Annotated in this window: 15 protein-coding genes and 1 tRNA gene; 7 read left to right on the plus strand and 9 right to left on the minus strand. The window is 42.7% G+C overall.

The annotated features are described in order from the left end of the window. Nucleotides 1–22 precede the first annotated feature (22 nt). The 5 genes from tsaB to M1L62_RS09335 all read right to left on the minus strand — a co-directional run bounded on the left by tsaB (nt 23) and on the right by M1L62_RS09335 (nt 4,798). The gene (gene tsaB, locus M1L62_RS09315; RefSeq protein ID WP_254412771.1) at nt 23–721 is read right to left on the minus strand and encodes a tRNA (adenosine(37)-N6)-threonylcarbamoyltransferase complex dimerization subunit type 1 TsaB; all 699 of its coding nucleotides are present in this window, start codon (nt 719–721) and stop codon (nt 23–25) included. Nucleotides 722–827: 106 nt separating this feature from the next. Beyond that, the gene (locus M1L62_RS09320; protein WP_254412772.1) at nt 828–2,486 is read right to left on the minus strand and encodes a S41 family peptidase; all 1,659 of its coding nucleotides are present in this window, start codon (nt 2,484–2,486) and stop codon (nt 828–830) included. Nucleotides 2,487–2,499: 13 nt separating this feature from the next. Continuing rightward, a complete protein-coding gene (locus tag M1L62_RS09325) occupies nt 2,500–2,913 on the minus strand; it encodes a ribonuclease P protein component (RefSeq protein WP_254412773.1) in 414 nt (137 codons plus the stop codon). Between the two features lie 128 nt (nt 2,914–3,041). Further along, nucleotides 3,042–3,200 (minus strand): 50S ribosomal protein L34, encoded by a 159-nt coding sequence (gene rpmH / locus M1L62_RS09330; RefSeq protein WP_090336744.1) that lies wholly within the window; start codon nt 3,198–3,200, stop codon nt 3,042–3,044. A 179-nt stretch (nt 3,201–3,379) separates the two neighbouring features. Beyond that, nucleotides 3,380–4,798, minus strand: coding sequence for a hypothetical protein (locus M1L62_RS09335; RefSeq protein WP_254412774.1), 1,419 nt, complete (start codon nt 4,796–4,798; stop codon nt 3,380–3,382). Nucleotides 4,799–5,020: 222 nt separating this feature from the next. Between M1L62_RS09335 and M1L62_RS09340 the strand changes: the two genes are divergently transcribed. Together M1L62_RS09340 and M1L62_RS09345 are read left to right on the plus strand one after the other, a co-directional pair. Further along, nucleotides 5,021–5,665, plus strand: a complete 645-nt coding sequence (locus M1L62_RS09340) for a TatD family hydrolase (protein WP_254412775.1) — start codon at nt 5,021–5,023, stop codon at nt 5,663–5,665. Continuing rightward, nucleotides 5,662–6,390, plus strand: a complete 729-nt coding sequence (locus M1L62_RS09345; RefSeq protein ID WP_310589966.1) for a tRNA threonylcarbamoyladenosine dehydratase — start codon at nt 5,662–5,664, stop codon at nt 6,388–6,390. Before M1L62_RS09340 ends, M1L62_RS09345 begins: the two co-directional genes overlap by 4 nt. 403 nt (nt 6,391–6,793) lie before the next feature. Here the strand turns inward: M1L62_RS09345 and M1L62_RS09350 are convergent. Beyond that, nucleotides 6,794–6,866, minus strand: a tRNA-Met gene (locus M1L62_RS09350). A gap of 114 nt (nt 6,867–6,980) precedes the next feature. On the opposite strand from M1L62_RS09350, the gene M1L62_RS09355 reads away from it, so the two are divergent. The 5 genes from M1L62_RS09355 to M1L62_RS09375 all read left to right on the plus strand — a co-directional run bounded on the left by M1L62_RS09355 (nt 6,981) and on the right by M1L62_RS09375 (nt 13,337). Next, nucleotides 6,981–8,936, plus strand: a complete 1,956-nt coding sequence (locus M1L62_RS09355; RefSeq protein ID WP_254412776.1) for an LTA synthase family protein — start codon at nt 6,981–6,983, stop codon at nt 8,934–8,936. Between the two features lie 61 nt (nt 8,937–8,997). After that, nucleotides 8,998–9,921: a GTPase Era gene (era, locus tag M1L62_RS09360; RefSeq protein WP_254412777.1), complete on the plus strand. Its 924-nt coding sequence runs from the start codon at nt 8,998–9,000 to the stop codon at nt 9,919–9,921. Between the two features lie 114 nt (nt 9,922–10,035). Then, a complete protein-coding gene (der, locus tag M1L62_RS09365) occupies nt 10,036–11,346 on the plus strand; it encodes a ribosome biogenesis GTPase Der (protein WP_254412778.1) in 1,311 nt (436 codons plus the stop codon). Between the two features lie 107 nt (nt 11,347–11,453). After that, nucleotides 11,454–12,545: an acyltransferase family protein gene (locus tag M1L62_RS09370; protein ID WP_254412779.1), complete on the plus strand. Its 1,092-nt coding sequence runs from the start codon at nt 11,454–11,456 to the stop codon at nt 12,543–12,545. Nucleotides 12,546–12,929: 384 nt separating this feature from the next. Next, nucleotides 12,930–13,337 carry a hypothetical protein gene (locus M1L62_RS09375; protein ID WP_254412780.1) on the plus strand — a complete coding sequence of 136 codons (408 nt, stop codon included), beginning with the start codon at nt 12,930–12,932 and terminating at the stop codon, nt 13,335–13,337. An 86-nt stretch (nt 13,338–13,423) separates the two neighbouring features. Here the strand turns inward: M1L62_RS09375 and M1L62_RS09380 are convergent, their stop codons facing one another. From M1L62_RS09380 to M1L62_RS09390, 3 genes are all read right to left on the minus strand, one after another. Continuing rightward, nucleotides 13,424–14,260 carry a fumarylacetoacetate hydrolase family protein gene (locus M1L62_RS09380; protein WP_254412781.1) on the minus strand — a complete coding sequence of 279 codons (837 nt, stop codon included), beginning with the start codon at nt 14,258–14,260 and terminating at the stop codon, nt 13,424–13,426. 127 nt (nt 14,261–14,387) lie between these two features. Continuing rightward, the gene (locus M1L62_RS09385) at nt 14,388–14,858 is read right to left on the minus strand and encodes an RES family NAD+ phosphorylase (RefSeq protein WP_254412782.1); all 471 of its coding nucleotides are present in this window, start codon (nt 14,856–14,858) and stop codon (nt 14,388–14,390) included. 7 nt (nt 14,859–14,865) lie between these two features. Next, on the minus strand, nt 14,866–15,291 hold the full coding sequence (locus tag M1L62_RS09390) for an Xre family toxin-antitoxin system antitoxin (RefSeq protein ID WP_254412783.1): 426 nt from the start codon (nt 15,289–15,291) through the stop codon (nt 14,866–14,868). Between the last annotated feature and the right edge of the window lie 23 nt (nt 15,292–15,314).

Here is a 15,314-nt window from a genome sequence, read left to right on the forward strand (position 1 = left end):
AAACTCCGGCAAAACCAAAATTTTACTGAACCGCCGGACTTACCTTACGAGAAGGAGGCGTCATGAAGTCTTTCAGATAAAAAGGCTCAAACGCCGCAACATCTTCAAATTCACCTTTTTCGAAAGCAATAACGGCGAGCTTTCCGACCGTGCGTGCAGAAGGTTTGATATCTTCGGAAATAAAAACAGCATTCGGGTTTTGTTCAAACAACGGTTTACATTTCGCAGATCCATCGCCAAAGAAAACAACCTTACTGCTTTCAAGTAAAGTGCCAAACGAATCTTCCTGAAGAATGACGGCTTTTGTCGGTTCCACAATATGGTTGTCAGAATCGAAAACGGAAGAATACACTTCCATACGCCGGGCATCGATCATCGGGCAGAAAAGATAATCTTTTGGGAAAAAAGCACTGACCTGAAGAGCCATAGCTTCCAGGGTATTGATGGCAATAAGCGGCTTATCAAGCGCATAACACAATCCTTTGGCGGTGGAAACTCCCACACGTAATCCCGTGTAAGAGCCAGGGCCTTTGGCAACTGCAATGGCGTCTAAATCCTGCAAAGTGTATCCTGCGTGTTCAACGGCACTGCTGATCAGTGTTGTCAGCATGGCAGAAGAGGAGCGGTCGGTATATAATTCATAATTTGCCAGCAGGCCGGCATCACCATGAAGCGCTACGGAACAACCGCGCGTAGACGTATCAATACTAAGTAAAAGCATGAATTAATTTATTACTTCGGCTTTCGGCGGTCAGCCATCGGCGCGCATCCGGACTTAAAATCAGCTTTTGCATAGATCTGACAGCCGACAGCCGAGTGGCGACAACTTATTTTTTCGCTCCTTTTAAAAGTTCGTTGTAACGATTTTGATCCTTAAACAATTTCAAAGCTTCCTTTACTTCAAGATCTTCGTTGAATGAAGCTTCGCGCATTCCTTTTTCCAGATAATAATGTTTCAGGATTTCCTCTTCCAGAACCATTTTGATCTCGGCTTTGGATATCTGCAAATCGTTATCCTTGCTATGCGCCAGCTTGGCTCTCAGGCCTTTCAGCTGATCCTGGATGACGTCAATCGATTTCTCTTTTTTCGCAGAAGCTTCCAGATTGTTCAGGTCTTTCTCAACCTGAGTGGTGTAATCGTATTCTTTGTTATTCAGCCATTTCACAAAATCACCATATTCAGCATCTGTCAGGTGGAATTCCTTGGCTGGTTTGATGGTCTGGTGTTCAAAATGGTATTTGATGGCATAGTCAAAGAACAACCGGTTCCGCGCAAGAGAAGTAGCCAGAGGCGAAAATGTTTCTTTTTCGGTAACGATATCAGGCAAAATTCCGCCGCCGTCATAAACCACACGGCCATTACGTGTTTTAAAAGCTGTCATCAGTGAATCCGGTATCTTCCCAACACTGCCGTCTTCGTTCCTGTGGCCATAATCAATAGCCTGAATACAGCGACCGCTTGGAATGTAATATTTTGCCGTTGTGATCTTCATTTTGGTGTTATATGAAAGATCACGTGTCGTTTGAACCAGACCTTTTCCATAAGTCCGCTGTCCGATCAATACGCCACGGTCGTAATCCTGAATAACGCCCGAAACGATTTCTGCTGCGGAAGCACTACGGTTGTTTGTCAAAACCGCAATAGGAATTTCGGTATCCAAAGCTGGGTTGTAGGCGGTGTATGACTTATTCCATTCACTTACCTTGCCTTTTGTAGAAACAACTTCTTCTCCATTCGGAATAAAAATATTGGAAATTTCAATCGCCATATTCAGCAGACCACCCGGATTATCACGAAGGTCCAGCACGAGGTGTTTCATTCCTTTGCCCTTCAATTCCTGAAAAGCGGTTTTTACCTCACGTGAAGCGGTTGCAGTAAAATCTTTAAGATCAATATAACCGACATCCTCACTGATCATGCCATAATACGGAACATTCGTCACCTTCACGATATCACGGTTCAGGGTGATTTCCAAAGGCTTGGTGTGTCCGTAACGTTTGATTGTCAGGGTAACACTGGTTTGTGTTTGTCCTTTTAATAACTTTCCGGAGTCAAAATCTTCGCGCGTTGAAAGATCAACACCGTTAATTTTTGTGATTTCGTCGCCAAGCTGCAAACCTGCTTTTTGGGCCGGTGTATCTTCATAAACCATCATGACGGTATGTTTCCCCTCCGAAGAGTTAACCATAGCGCCGATACCGTTATATTTTCCGGTAGTCATCGTCATGTAATCCTCGATATCATCTTCCGCGTAATAAACGGTGTAGGGATCCAGCGATCGCAACATACCGTCTATACTGGTTTTAATCAGCTGATTAGGATTGATTTCGTCGACATAGTATGCGTTCAGCTCTTTAAAAAGCGTGGCATAAATATCCAGATTGCGCGCAATTTCAAACAGACGGTCGTCCTGCTTGAAAGACACAAATGCCAGTCCGGCGATCACCGGGGTAGCAATTAAGATTGAACGAAGATACTTTTTCATCTATGGTCGTAAATCATTGACTTTGATTTTTCCGGAGAGCGGAAGGCAATTTCAGCAAACGATTTACCGATTGCTTCATGGCCGTTTCAATAACGTCAAAAGTTGATATTTCTTTCGCAATATACAAAAAAGCAATGTAAGCAGGTCGTGATTCAGCAGGAAGAGAAAGTAATGCAGCCTTGTTGAGGCGATAGGCTTCGCGGCAGCGTCTTTTTACGAGATTTCTGTCGACGGCCTTTTTAAATTGCCGTTTGGAAACCGAAAATAAAAGCTGTGGAAATGGGGGAGGAGTTTCGGAATCATAGATATACAATACCCGAAAAGGAAAGAGGTAGAACGTATGTACATCCGCACTACCCCTTTGAAAAAGCCGTCCGATTACTCGTGGGCTACACAAACGCTCATTTTTACCAAATGTTTGTTTCAAGTTCTTGTAGAAAAAAAACGTGTATTAAGTTTGAGAATTAATCGAACTTAATACACGATTAAAGACAAGGTGTCTACGATTTGGTACTACCAACCAGGTATTACCCTACTCAAACTTTCAAACCTTGATTATTGCTTATGACGTTTTTCGTCTGAAACAGTTAGTTTCCAACGACCTTTCTTGCGACGGGCCGTTACAACTTTCCGGCCATTAGCCGAAGACATTCTTTCACGGAATCCGTGCTTATTTCTCCTCTTGCGATTCGATGGTTGATAGGTACGTTTCATCTCATTATCAAATTATTGCGCTATAAATCTCTTCTACCCGTAATTTTGGCTTGCAAAGGTAAATAAATTTTCTAATTAAGACAAGACCTGAATTATTTTTTTAATTATAACATGCAGGTACTATGAAATTTATAGAATTTTCAGGCCTCTTTCTGATGCGCCAGTGGACTAAAGGTTTGTTATTCTTTTAAGAAAAATTTCTTTTTGAAGTACCATTCGGCACAGCCGTTGTTATATTCTACTGATCCCCAGGCCGGGTCAGGAGCTTCGGTAATGATCAAAATAGAATACGGGATATTTTTCAGTTTAGGCACATAAACCGAATGTTCCGGCGTGTCGTAAACCTGCTGGGTACGGGCTTCCATTTCTTTATAAAAACGCGCAGCACGGCCCGTGAGTACATCCGACCAGGCAGATCTGTAATTAAAGTTGCTTGTGTAAATGGTGACAAAATACAAGGCGATCACCCATCCAAGCAGACCAAAGCGGGTAATTACTTTCGAGTTATATTTTTCAATAGCCCAGAAAGTAATCACAAATACATTATAACTGAAACCGATGAGTGTCCAGAAAGTGATCACACATTGTCCGCGTAAGTTTGGCGGACCGGCAATGGACCAGTAGGTCGGAAAATAAGTCAGAAAAAGACAGCCAAAGAAAACAATTAAAGAAATGATCGGGTGAACAGATAGAAACCGGAACTCACTTTTTTCTCTTTTGTGATAAAGCTGTGCGGCAAAAGGAATAAGTACCAGTGCCAAAACGCAAAGGGAAGGCGCCATTTTTGAAAAATTGGACACTCCCGTGATCAGGCTATGCTGGATGGAATAAACCAGATTGAATTTCAAAGGTGTCGGATATAACCCTGATTCTGCCCGTACGGCGTTTCCCGGAGCGGTTATTGACAATACGCCAAAGGCCAGGGCTACCAGAAACATGATCAATGCCGGGAACTGAATTTTCTTTTTAGCGAGTGAGCCAAAGAAAAATAAAGCACCGGTCAAAGCAACCAGCCACACAAGGGTATATTCGTTGGTCCCGACCAGAATGATCATCGAAATACATATCAATACGATATGTTTTGTGCCGAGTGCTGTATAATTTCTGAACAGATAAGCGAACAAATAGAGCGTTCCGATATCCGCCAGGGTGTAGTAATAACCGGTATACCAGTAAAAATAACCTGAGACTATTGGCAGCTCGGCGATAAGCACGAATACCAGCAGAAAGGTAATAAGAGCTGTTTGCCAGGTAACCAGTTTGTTGAGTGTAATGGCTTTCACGAAAACCCACATGGCGTGTGCATAAAGGCAAATCAGTATAATCGGGGCAATTTTATAACCCAGATACGAACCATATGAAAGGGGCTGTGTGGCAGAAATGATGGTCCCGATATATCGCCCCGACCAGGTTTTCCAGTAATGCTCCTGATATCCCCAGTAACCCATGTCGATCACACCAAGCGCGTGACAATAGTCGTCGGTCGTTGGGAAAACAAAAAACGAAAGCAGAAGAAATGGTAATAGCAGAACGACAAAAGCGACGATGATTAATTTCAGCTTATTGTCGGGATTTTCAAACCAGGTAGAGTAAAGCATATTTGTTGAGACTCGGCAATTATGATCTAGCAGATAGGCCAAAAATAAGACAAATATTTTAAGAATCGGTTTCCGTTTGCTCGAAAGACCGAGAGCAGCAGGCCGGTTTTGGGACTTAATCACCTGATAATTTTAATCGGGATTGTCAGTCACTTCAAGATTTTGGATAACTTGAACCTGATTGTTATTTCTCATAAATCTTGCCTAACAAGCCGTACATCCATGTATTATAATGTTCACACACATCCGCATGTTGAAAGTGACGGCGTGTTATTTATTGAAAATTTGTATAAAAACTTTGATCAGGATATTAAAGGGAAAAAAGTGAGCATGGGGCTGCATCCGTGGTATCTGGATGCGGGTAATCTGGAAAAGGAGCTTGCAAGTCTGACCTATAACGCAGACAGGCCGGAAGTGTTAGCGATCGGTGAATGCGGACTGGATAAACTTTGTGCTACCGACTGGGCTTTGCAGCTGGAAGCTTTTCGAAAGCAGATAACCCTGGCGCATGCGTTGGGAAAACCAATGATCATTCACTGCGTGAAAGCACATAATGAGGTGTTGGTACAGCTGAAAGGTGTACAGGTGCCGGTGATTTTCCATGGAATCAATAATAAGCTTTCCATTATTCAGCCGGTTATTGACCGTGGTTTCTACTTGTCGTTCGGAAAATCGTTGTTGGGTATTAACGAGGCAACGCTTCATACTTTTAAATCCACTCCTCTGGAACAGGTTTTTCTGGAAACCGATGATGCCGATGTTGACATCAAAGAAATTTATAAATCAGCGTCCCGGATTAAGAATATTTCTGAAAAAGAGATTCTTTTGCAGCTCGAAAAAAATTTTTTAAACGTATTTGACCGATGATGGAAGATTTCGCCTGGCTGTCCCGAACCGAATTGTTAATTGGAAGAGAAAAATTAGTCAGACTGAGCAAAGCGCATGTTTTGGTTATTGGTTTGGGAGGCGTAGGGTCTTTTGCCGCAGAGTTTATTTGCCGGGGCGGCGTCGGTACGATGACCATCGTAGATGGAGATACGGTCGATCCAAGTAACAGAAACAGGCAATTGCCAGCGCTTTCAACCAATCATGGCGTAAGTAAGGCGGATATCATGGCTGAACGTCTGAAAGCGATCAACCCTGAATTGACACTGCATGTGATTAAAACATTTATCAATCCGGATGCGGTGGCAGAGATTCTTTCCGCGCATCCTTATGACTATATCGTCGATGCGATCGATAGTGTAACGCCGAAAATTACATTTTTAAAAGAGGCGTTTCAGCGGAAGATGCGCATCGTCAGTTCGATGGGTGCGGGAGGCAGGATGGACCCTACAATGTTAAAGGTTGTTGATATTTCTAAAACCTACAATTGTAATTTCGCCCAGCAGATCAGAAAAAATCTGAAAAGAGAGGGGATTTATAAAGGTATCAAAGCCGTTTTTTCAACGGAAGAGCAACTGAAAGAATCGCTGATGCTGACAGACGGCAGTAACTATAAAAAGTCGGCATACGGCACGATGTCCTATTTGCCGGCAACTTTTGGCGCTACTTGTGCCTCGGTGGTGCTTAGGGATTTGATTGAGGATTGAGATAAAGAATATAATGTTTTATATGGAGGCTGCCGCTGTAAATGGCAGCCTTTTGTATTTGTGTACCCGCCCAGGCGAGTCAGCGCATTTGAGATATGCATCCGCAGCTTATGGTTCTTTGGATTTTTTTGATTTGAGTAAAATTTTAATTCTTCGAACGTCACCGTTCCGTAGGAGCATCCTGTTTATAGAAGAGTGATGCATGTTTGTTCCGTAACTCCTTTAGGAGTTTTCTGATCTGGATTTTCCTTGCAGGGAGGCTCCGATGGAGCCGGGGAAAATGAGTTTTGTGATCCGGCTATAAACAGGATGCTCCTACGGAGCGAGACTTTTGCGCAAAATAATTTGGATCAGCCCGGAAACGCAAAAAGGCCACCATCTTTCGATAGTGACCTCTTTCTTGTAGCGGGAGCTGGACTCGAACCAGCGACCTTTGGGTTATGAGCCCAACGAGCTACCAACTGCTCCATCCCGCGGTGTCGTTGAATTGGAGTGCAAACATACGACTAATGTTTCAATAAAAACAACTATTTTTGTAAAAAATTTCAAAAAAATATTTTCATCGACCTTCTGACATCTGCCGATTATATATGAATTTTTCTTTGTCACCTGCCGCGTTAAGGGGGCGTATTCACGTTGTACTGCTGTTTAGGATACTTTGGATCATGATTTTGTTCATGGTTTGCCGCATTTTATTTTATTCATTCAACGCCGTTTTTTTTCCTGAAATTTCTTTTGCGCATGCTTTGCGTTTGATGGGTGGCGGGATAAAATTTGATATCGTCGCCGTTTTTTACACCAATATTCTCTTCATTTTTTTAATGTGCGTACCCTTCACGTTCAAATACCGGAAGGGTTATCAGAAATTCCTGGACTATCTTTTTATCATCACCAACAGCATTGCCCTTTCGGCAAACTGTATGGATTTTATCTATTATCGTTTTACGATCAAACGGACAACCTGGTCGATCCTGAAAGAATTTTCGAATCAGGATAACATGGGTACGCTGTTCGGTGGATTTATTGTGAGGTACTGGTATGTTGCCGTGATATGGATTCTGCTGGTCGTTTCGCTCGTTAAAATCACAAAAATTATCCGCGTTGGTAACCGTCCGGAACTACCCTGGTGGGGATTTTTTCTCGTGCATGCAGCATGGATGGGTGCAATTGTTTACCTCTTCATCGGAGGAGTGCGCGGAGGTTTTGCCCATAGCATCCGGCCGATCACGCTGAGTAATGCCGGTGAATACGTGCAAAAGCCCAAGGAAATGTTCCTTGTCCTCAATACGCCGTTCTGCATTTACAAAACGATCCGTCGAAGCGATTATGAACGTGCCAAATATTTTGCGGGATATGCTGATGCCGATAAAATTTTCAATCCCGTGCATACCCCTGAGGCCGGCCAGCCACCTTTCAAGCCGATGAATGTTGTGATCCTGATCTGGGAAAGTTTCGGAAAGGAGATGGTGGGTGGTTATAACCGGCATCTTGAAAACGGAACGTACAAGGGTTACACACCTTTTATTGACTCGCTGATGCAGCACAGCAAGGTGAACTGGTATTCTTTTGCGAATGGTGCCAAGTCGATCGAGGCGATTCCGTCTGTTTTGACAAGTATTCCGGGTATCAAAGAGCCATTTGTGACGATGCGTTATACGGATAACAAACTGCCAAGTTTCCCGGAAATATTAAAAACAAAAGGTTATTCCACCTCTTTCTTCCACGGAGCTCCAAACGGGTCGATGGGTTTTCAGGCTTTTGTTAATCTGATCGGTGTGGAAAAATATTATGGCAAAACGGAATACAACAACGACGCAGACTACGATGGAATCTGGGGAATTTGGGATGAGGAATTTTTACAGTTCTGGGCAAATAAAATGGGGACTTTCAAAGAGCCTTTTATGAGCACGTTGTTTACGGTATCGTCTCACGATCCCTATAAGGTGCCGCAACGTTATGAAGGAAAATTCCCGAAAGGTCCGCTGCCTGTTTACCAGACTATGGGTTATTCGGATTTTGCGCTGAAAAAGTTTTTTGCCAAAGCGAAAACGATGCCCTGGTATAAAAATACCTTGTTTATCATCACCGCAGATCATGCGGCAACATTTGCACATTACCCCGAATATCAGACTTCGGCTGGTAATTTCTCGATCCCGATCCTTTTTTATGCGCCGGGCGACAGCACACTGGCGGGTCGCGATACCTCCACACTGGTGCAGCAAATCGATATTATGCCTTCCGTTTTGAGTTATCTCAACTACGATAAACCCTATTTTGCATTCGGCAAAAATATCTTCAAAAAGCCGCCGATTAACTTCGCGGTAAACTACGATGGTGTATATCAATGGTTCAATGGTCCATATATATTGCAATTTGATGGCCAGAAAACCGTAGGTTTGTATAATTATCAGGAAGATAAGCTCTTGAAAAATAATTTAAAGGATAAATTACCCGCCATACAAGGCCCAATGGAATTACAGGTGAAGGCTTTTGCACAGCAATATATTAACCGTATGCTGGACGATAAGCTGACTGTAACACCTTAATAGTTTCGTTGTTGTTAGAACTGAGATTACTTCTGAATCAACGAAATACAATAAAAATCTTATGAACGAAAATATAGAAAATCCAATTGCTCTCCGCGACTTTCGTGCCGGATTTGTGAGCATTATAGGTAAACCTAACGTAGGTAAATCCACTCTGATGAACGTGCTGGTGGGAGAGAAGATGTCGATCATCACTTCAAAAGCACAAACAACGCGTCACCGTATTATGGGGATCCTGAATGGAAAACATGAAGGAATTCCTTTTCAGCTTGTTTATTCTGACACGCCGGGTGTTGTAAAACCCGCGTATAAATTGCACGATTCCATGATGACCTTTGTAAAAGGCTCTCTGGAAGACGCGGATGTGGTGTTGTTTGTTACCGAAGTTGGAGAAAAAGCAGCAGACCATGAAGTAATACCTTTGCTTCAGAGAACAACGGCACCGATTATTTTGGTGCTGAATAAAATTGACTTATCAAACGAGGAAGAACTGAAGCGTAAAACAGAAGAGTGGGAAAAGGAAATTCAGCCTGCTGCAATTATTCCGATTTCTGCGTTGTTGAATGCTAACGTACAGACTTTGTTTGATGCAATCATTACCCGGTTACCATTTCATCCACCATACTTCGATGAAGATGAACTAACCGATAAACCTGAACGTTTCTTTGCTTCGGAAATCGTTCGCGAAAAAATATTTCTGAACTACCGCCAGGAAATTCCATACAGCAGCGAGGTGGTTATTTCAGAATTTAAGGAACGCGACGATATGATTGTGATCCGGGCCGAGATTCTTGTTGAGCGTAAAAGCCAAAAGGGGATTATCATCGGGGAAAAAGGCGTGATGCTGAAAAAAATCGGCAGCGAGGCACGCAAGGACATGGAAGAATTTTTTGGCAAAAAAGTTTTCCTTGAACAACACGTAAAAGTAGAACCGGATTGGAGAAGCAAAGAAAATAAGCTTCGTCAGTTTGGATATGAAGAGTAAGGAACGTCATTCTCAATCCGTCATTCAGATCCTGACAGTCAGGGTTCTATCATTAAGATAAAAATAAAATGGGTTTCTGGTCAAAACTTGCGGCCAGGGATTAGAAAAATAAAAATGGCAAATGTTATATCAATAGTAGGGCGCCCAAACGTGGGTAAATCTACACTTTTTAACCGTCTGATCGAGAGCCGCAAGGCCATCATGGATAACCAGAGCGGCGTTACACGCGATCGTCACTATGGCTATGGTGAATGGACGGACCAGTATTTTACCGTGATCGATACGGGAGGATATGTAGTAGGGTCAGAGGATATTTTTGAAGGAGCAATCCGGGATCAGGTTGAACTTGCAATCGAAGAATCAACCGTGGTTTTGTTTATGGTGGATACCATGACAGGACTTACCGATCTTGATAAAGATTTTGCAAATGTATTGCGCCGTTTCAACAAACCGGTTTATCTGGTTGCCAATAAGGCTGAAACGACAGATCGTTACCAGTCAGCAGCGGAGTTCTATGAACTGGGTATGGGCGACCATATTTATCCGATTTCCGCCCAAACAGGTTTTGGAACGGGTGATTTGCTGGATGAGGTAATCAAACATTTTGAAACACCTGGTATTGAAGATCCGGAAGCGGGTATTCCGCGTATTGCGATTATGGGCCGTCCAAATGTTGGGAAATCATCTTTCCTGAACGTTTTGACAGGAACTGACCGCAGTATTGTAACGGACATCGCCGGAACTACACGTGACGCCATCCACACGCATTACAATGCTTTCGGAATGGAGTTTATCCTGACGGACACCGCTGGTTTGCGTCGTAAATCCCGTGTGAATGAAGATATCGAATATTATTCGACGCTTCGTTCGATCAAAGCCATGGAAGAATCTGATGTTTGTATCATTCTTTTGGACGCGACATTGGGATTGGAAGGGCAGGATATCACCATCATCGGTCAGGCTGACAGAGCGAAAAAAGGGATTGTGATCATGGTGAACAAGTGGGATCTTGTTGAAAAAGATTCCAAAACAGCCGATACGTTCAAAAAGCAGCTGTTGGAAAAACTTGCACCGATGAACTACATGCCGATCATTTTTGCATCCGTTGTTGAAAAACAACGTATTCACCAGGTGATGGAAATGGCGATGCAGGTTTATAAAAACAAAACCAAGAAAATCAGCACTTCAAAACTGAATGATGTGATGCAGGCTGAAATTGAAAAATACCCGCCGCCGGCACACAGAGGAAAGTATATCAATATCAAGTATATGATCCAGCTGCCGACGCCTTCACCGACTTTTGTGTTTTTCAGCAGTAATCCAAAACATGTGAAAGATCCGTATTTGCGCTATCTGGAAAACAGAATGCGTGAAAACTTTGATTTCGCCGGTGTACCGATCACCATTTTCTTCAGAGAGAAATAAAATACCTTCAAGCCGCAGACATTCTTCCGGATGCTGCGGCTTGAAAAATAGTAAGATCCATCGACCCGCGCTTCATTTAAATTGTTTACGTTAATTTTTAAACATTAATGGTTTCAGGTGACAAAAAAAGTAAACTAAGCTATTATACAGAACTGGATGGAGTTAGGGCAATTGCCATTTTGATGGTAATGTTTTTCCACTTTTTTTCTGATTTTGAAACAGACGGAAGCATTTTTCAATTTCTTAAACGACTTGCGCTTAAAGGTGAAACGGGGGTAACCCTTTTTTTTGTTTTATCCGGCTTCCTGATCACCCGGATTTTGTTATCGACCAGAGAAAGTAAAAATTATTTCTACAACTTTTTTGTCAGAAGGTCGCTCCGGATATTCCCACTGTATTATCTGTTTCTGGTTATCTATTATCTGACGCCATTATTTTTCGGCGGCTCCATTCCTGAATTTGGCCTGCAAATTTATTACTGGATCTATCTTCAGGATTTTTCAACCACGTTTGGCTGGAAATCGGAAGGGCCGGGGCAATTCTGGTCATTGGCCGTGGAAGAGCATTTTTATCTGGTCTGGCCGTTTTTGATTTATTATTTAAGAGAACGTGCGATAAGTTTCTGGATTAGCGTTATCATCGTCACATCATTTATTCTCAGGATTTACCTGAGCCGCCATTACCCGCTTATCCATCATTTCACTTTCACGAGAATGGATGATCTGGCAATCGGCGCGATTCTGGCGCTCCTTGAATACCACGGATTTGTAAAACGCAGGAATGCTATATATTTTCTGTTGCTGCTGATACCGGTTAATATGGTTTGGGTTTTGAACCGGTTTGTTGGTCCTTCCATTGTTGATTCGCTGAGTTTTCTACAAACGTCCATTTCTTTTTGCAGCCTTATCGGCTTTGTGATCTGCTTGCAGGAAGGCAACTGGCTAAAAAAAATCTTGACGCAGACGCCGCTTATTTACACAGGAAAGGTAAGCTATGGGTTATACGTTTTTCACCCTTTTTGTTTCAAACTTTTCGAGATCTTTTTCATTACAAAATACTGGGCGGTCAACCTGCTCGGAAGCCTGGTGTTTACCTACGTCATTGCATCACTGAGTTATTACTTTTTCGAATCTTACTTTTTGAAGTTGAAAGAGTATTTCAGTAACGATAAGGTCAAAGTGGCTCCGGTTTCGGAATAATGAAATCCTTCTGAAAATTACATTAAAGAAATAACATGAATACCGGTTCCGGGCGGAAGTGCTTTGGGCCGGTTTTTTGCGTTTTAAGGGAAACTGCATTTTTGCTTGATCCTCTTTTTTGTACAGTTGGTATATTAATTCCTGCGGTTCGGCATTTTTTTATTTACCCGTGCAACCTTTCTTACTAATTTTCCATCTCTCAACCGTCTGACCGACCGTTCATTGAGTAAAATAAGCATGTTTGAAAAAAATATTTAAAAAAAATGTTAAAAACAAGGTACTATGTATTGCAATGTACCTTAGAAAACATATATATTTGTACTGTCAATTAGTTACAAAGATTTCAAAAGCACCTTTTTTGTAAACGACTGAAATAACAGAGCCATGAAAACTATAAAATTATTTATCGTACTTGTCCTTTTTAGCCTTCAGGCAAGTGCAACCGGATATTCTCATAATATGTTTGTTGCACACAAAAAGCTTCAGGCCGGAAAGGAATTTCGTTCGGTAAAGGAACACGTAAGTAAACACGCTCCTGCCAAAACGGTGATCAACAAATCAGCTGTGATACAATTGACAGGAGAATCGGCTATTTCCTATACGAAGGATCTGGCTACGAAAATGGGCAGAATGGTGACGCTTAATGAAAGAATTCTTGAAGAAGCACCGGCATCTATTTTCGAGCGTGAAGAAAACTGTGAAAGAAATAACTCTATCGCGACTAAACTCGCAGGTTTGATTAAAGAAGTGATTTATGCCTTCATCGGATCTCCATCCCTGGCTAAATCATAAAAGTTGTTTTCAGATCGTTATATAAAATTGTGTATTAAGGTCAGCAGGTATGATTTTCGGATCATACCTGCTTTTTTATAACAATATCAACCAACGGTATTGGTCAGCGTACCGATCGGTTCAATGGTGATATGTACCACATCACCCACCTTAAGTGTAAAATCGGATGGAGGAATAATGCCGGTACCGGTCATCAGATAGCAGCCAACAGGGAAAGACAATTCACGGAACAGAAAGCGAAGCAGTTCATCTGCCTTGCGTTTCATCTGCGACAGCGTGATTTCTCCGTTAAAAACTTCTTCACTTCCCCGGACAATCGACAGGTCAATGACGGTATCCGGCGACAAAGGTTCTGTCGGGATATACAGACAAGGGCCCAGCGCAGCACTTCCTGTGTAAGATTTTGCCTGCGGAAGATACAGCGGGTTTTCACCTTCGATACTTCTTGAGCTCATGTCGTTACCAATGGTATAGCCAACCAACGTTCCGGATGCTGAGGCGAACAAAGTCAATTCCGGTTCAGGGACGTCCCAGGTAGAGTCTCTTCTGATGCGTACGGTTCCATGGTTGCCAATCACACGCCAGGCCGTAGACTTGAAGAAAAGCTCGGGCCGTTCGGCATCGTAAACGCGGTCGTAAAAACTACCGCCACCTGCTTTTTCTGATTCCTCCATTCGCGCTTCCTTGCTGCGTGTGTAAGTCACGCCTGAGGCCCATACTTCCTGGGTACCGATAGGCGCGAGTACTTCCGGCATCGGGAATTCGTCCGTAAAAGTTAAGGAAATCAAGGTTTCCGTTTGCAGGGTCAGCCATTCGTGCAGGTCATCGCGGTTTACGACGATATCCCAGTCCGTTTCCGGCAAACGATAAAAGAGATCTTCCTTTTCAAGAATTATACCGTGTTCGGTTTTATATAATTTCATGATTTCAATGTTTGTTATTGCTTCAATAAGCCAGAAAAGTGATGCCTTTACTTTAAGATAAGTACTATTTTTAAAGGCTTTGGGCTATCTCGCCATCAAAATTTTAAATCAATGCGAAAAATTATTTTTAATCGTTTACACGCCAGAGACGCCGGTCAATCGGAATTTTTTCCTGTTGAACCAAACGAATTAGTTTATACAGCTGATGTTGAGGATGTAAAAGAATGTTATGAGAAAAAGGAACAATAACCGAAGGCAGCGCAATGGCCAGAACATTAGGTTTTTTTAGCCAACTATCCAGCCAGTGCTGTGTTCTTTCATAATTTTTATCCTGCCAAAACGGAGGCATATCTTCTCTTGCATAAAATCTGATGTTATCCGGAATTTCTATTGTTGAAAGCCAATAAACGGGCAGATCCTCATACCGAACGCCGGGAGCATGTGCCAGTGTTTCCACCAGTCCCAATTCCGGTGTTGAGGTGGTATACAGAATCCCGGTTCCTTTCGGGTTCCAGCGTGCACCGAATAAACGACTCCCTTCAGCAGATAAGGATTGGTCACGAAATTTTTCCCGGATAATACGGTAGACAGTCGGCATGAAATTGTCAGGCGGGCAAGCCGTAATCTAAGCGACCTAAAACGTCATCAACCAATGAAAACCCGGTGATGGTATCCATCATTTGCAACGGACTCTGATCGTTCAGTTCACTGAGAGGCGTTCTCAGCCAGTTGCGCACAATCGTTTCTTTACCTTCAAAAGTATCCAGGGCATGGATCAAAACATTTTTCAGTAAGAGCAGCCTTTCGGAAGCATCTGTTCCTAAACGTTTGTCATCCGGAATCCGGTGAAGGTTTCGTGGCGTCATACCCAGAAGGTAAGCCATTTCGTTATCGGTGAGTTTTACCATATTGGACACCGTGTCAACCAAAGAACGGTCAACACCTTCGCGGGAAGCTTTAATGACTGCAAAATCAGAAGCGGGCACTGCTCCATAAGGTGCCGCTCTATCGTTAAACATCTTAGTTTCCATCGTATCCTGACAATAAAAAATGG

Origin of the sequence: Dyadobacter diqingensis (genome assembly GCF_024220585.1) — a bacterium.
GTDB lineage: Bacteria > Bacteroidota > Bacteroidia > Cytophagales > Spirosomataceae > Dyadobacter > Dyadobacter diqingensis.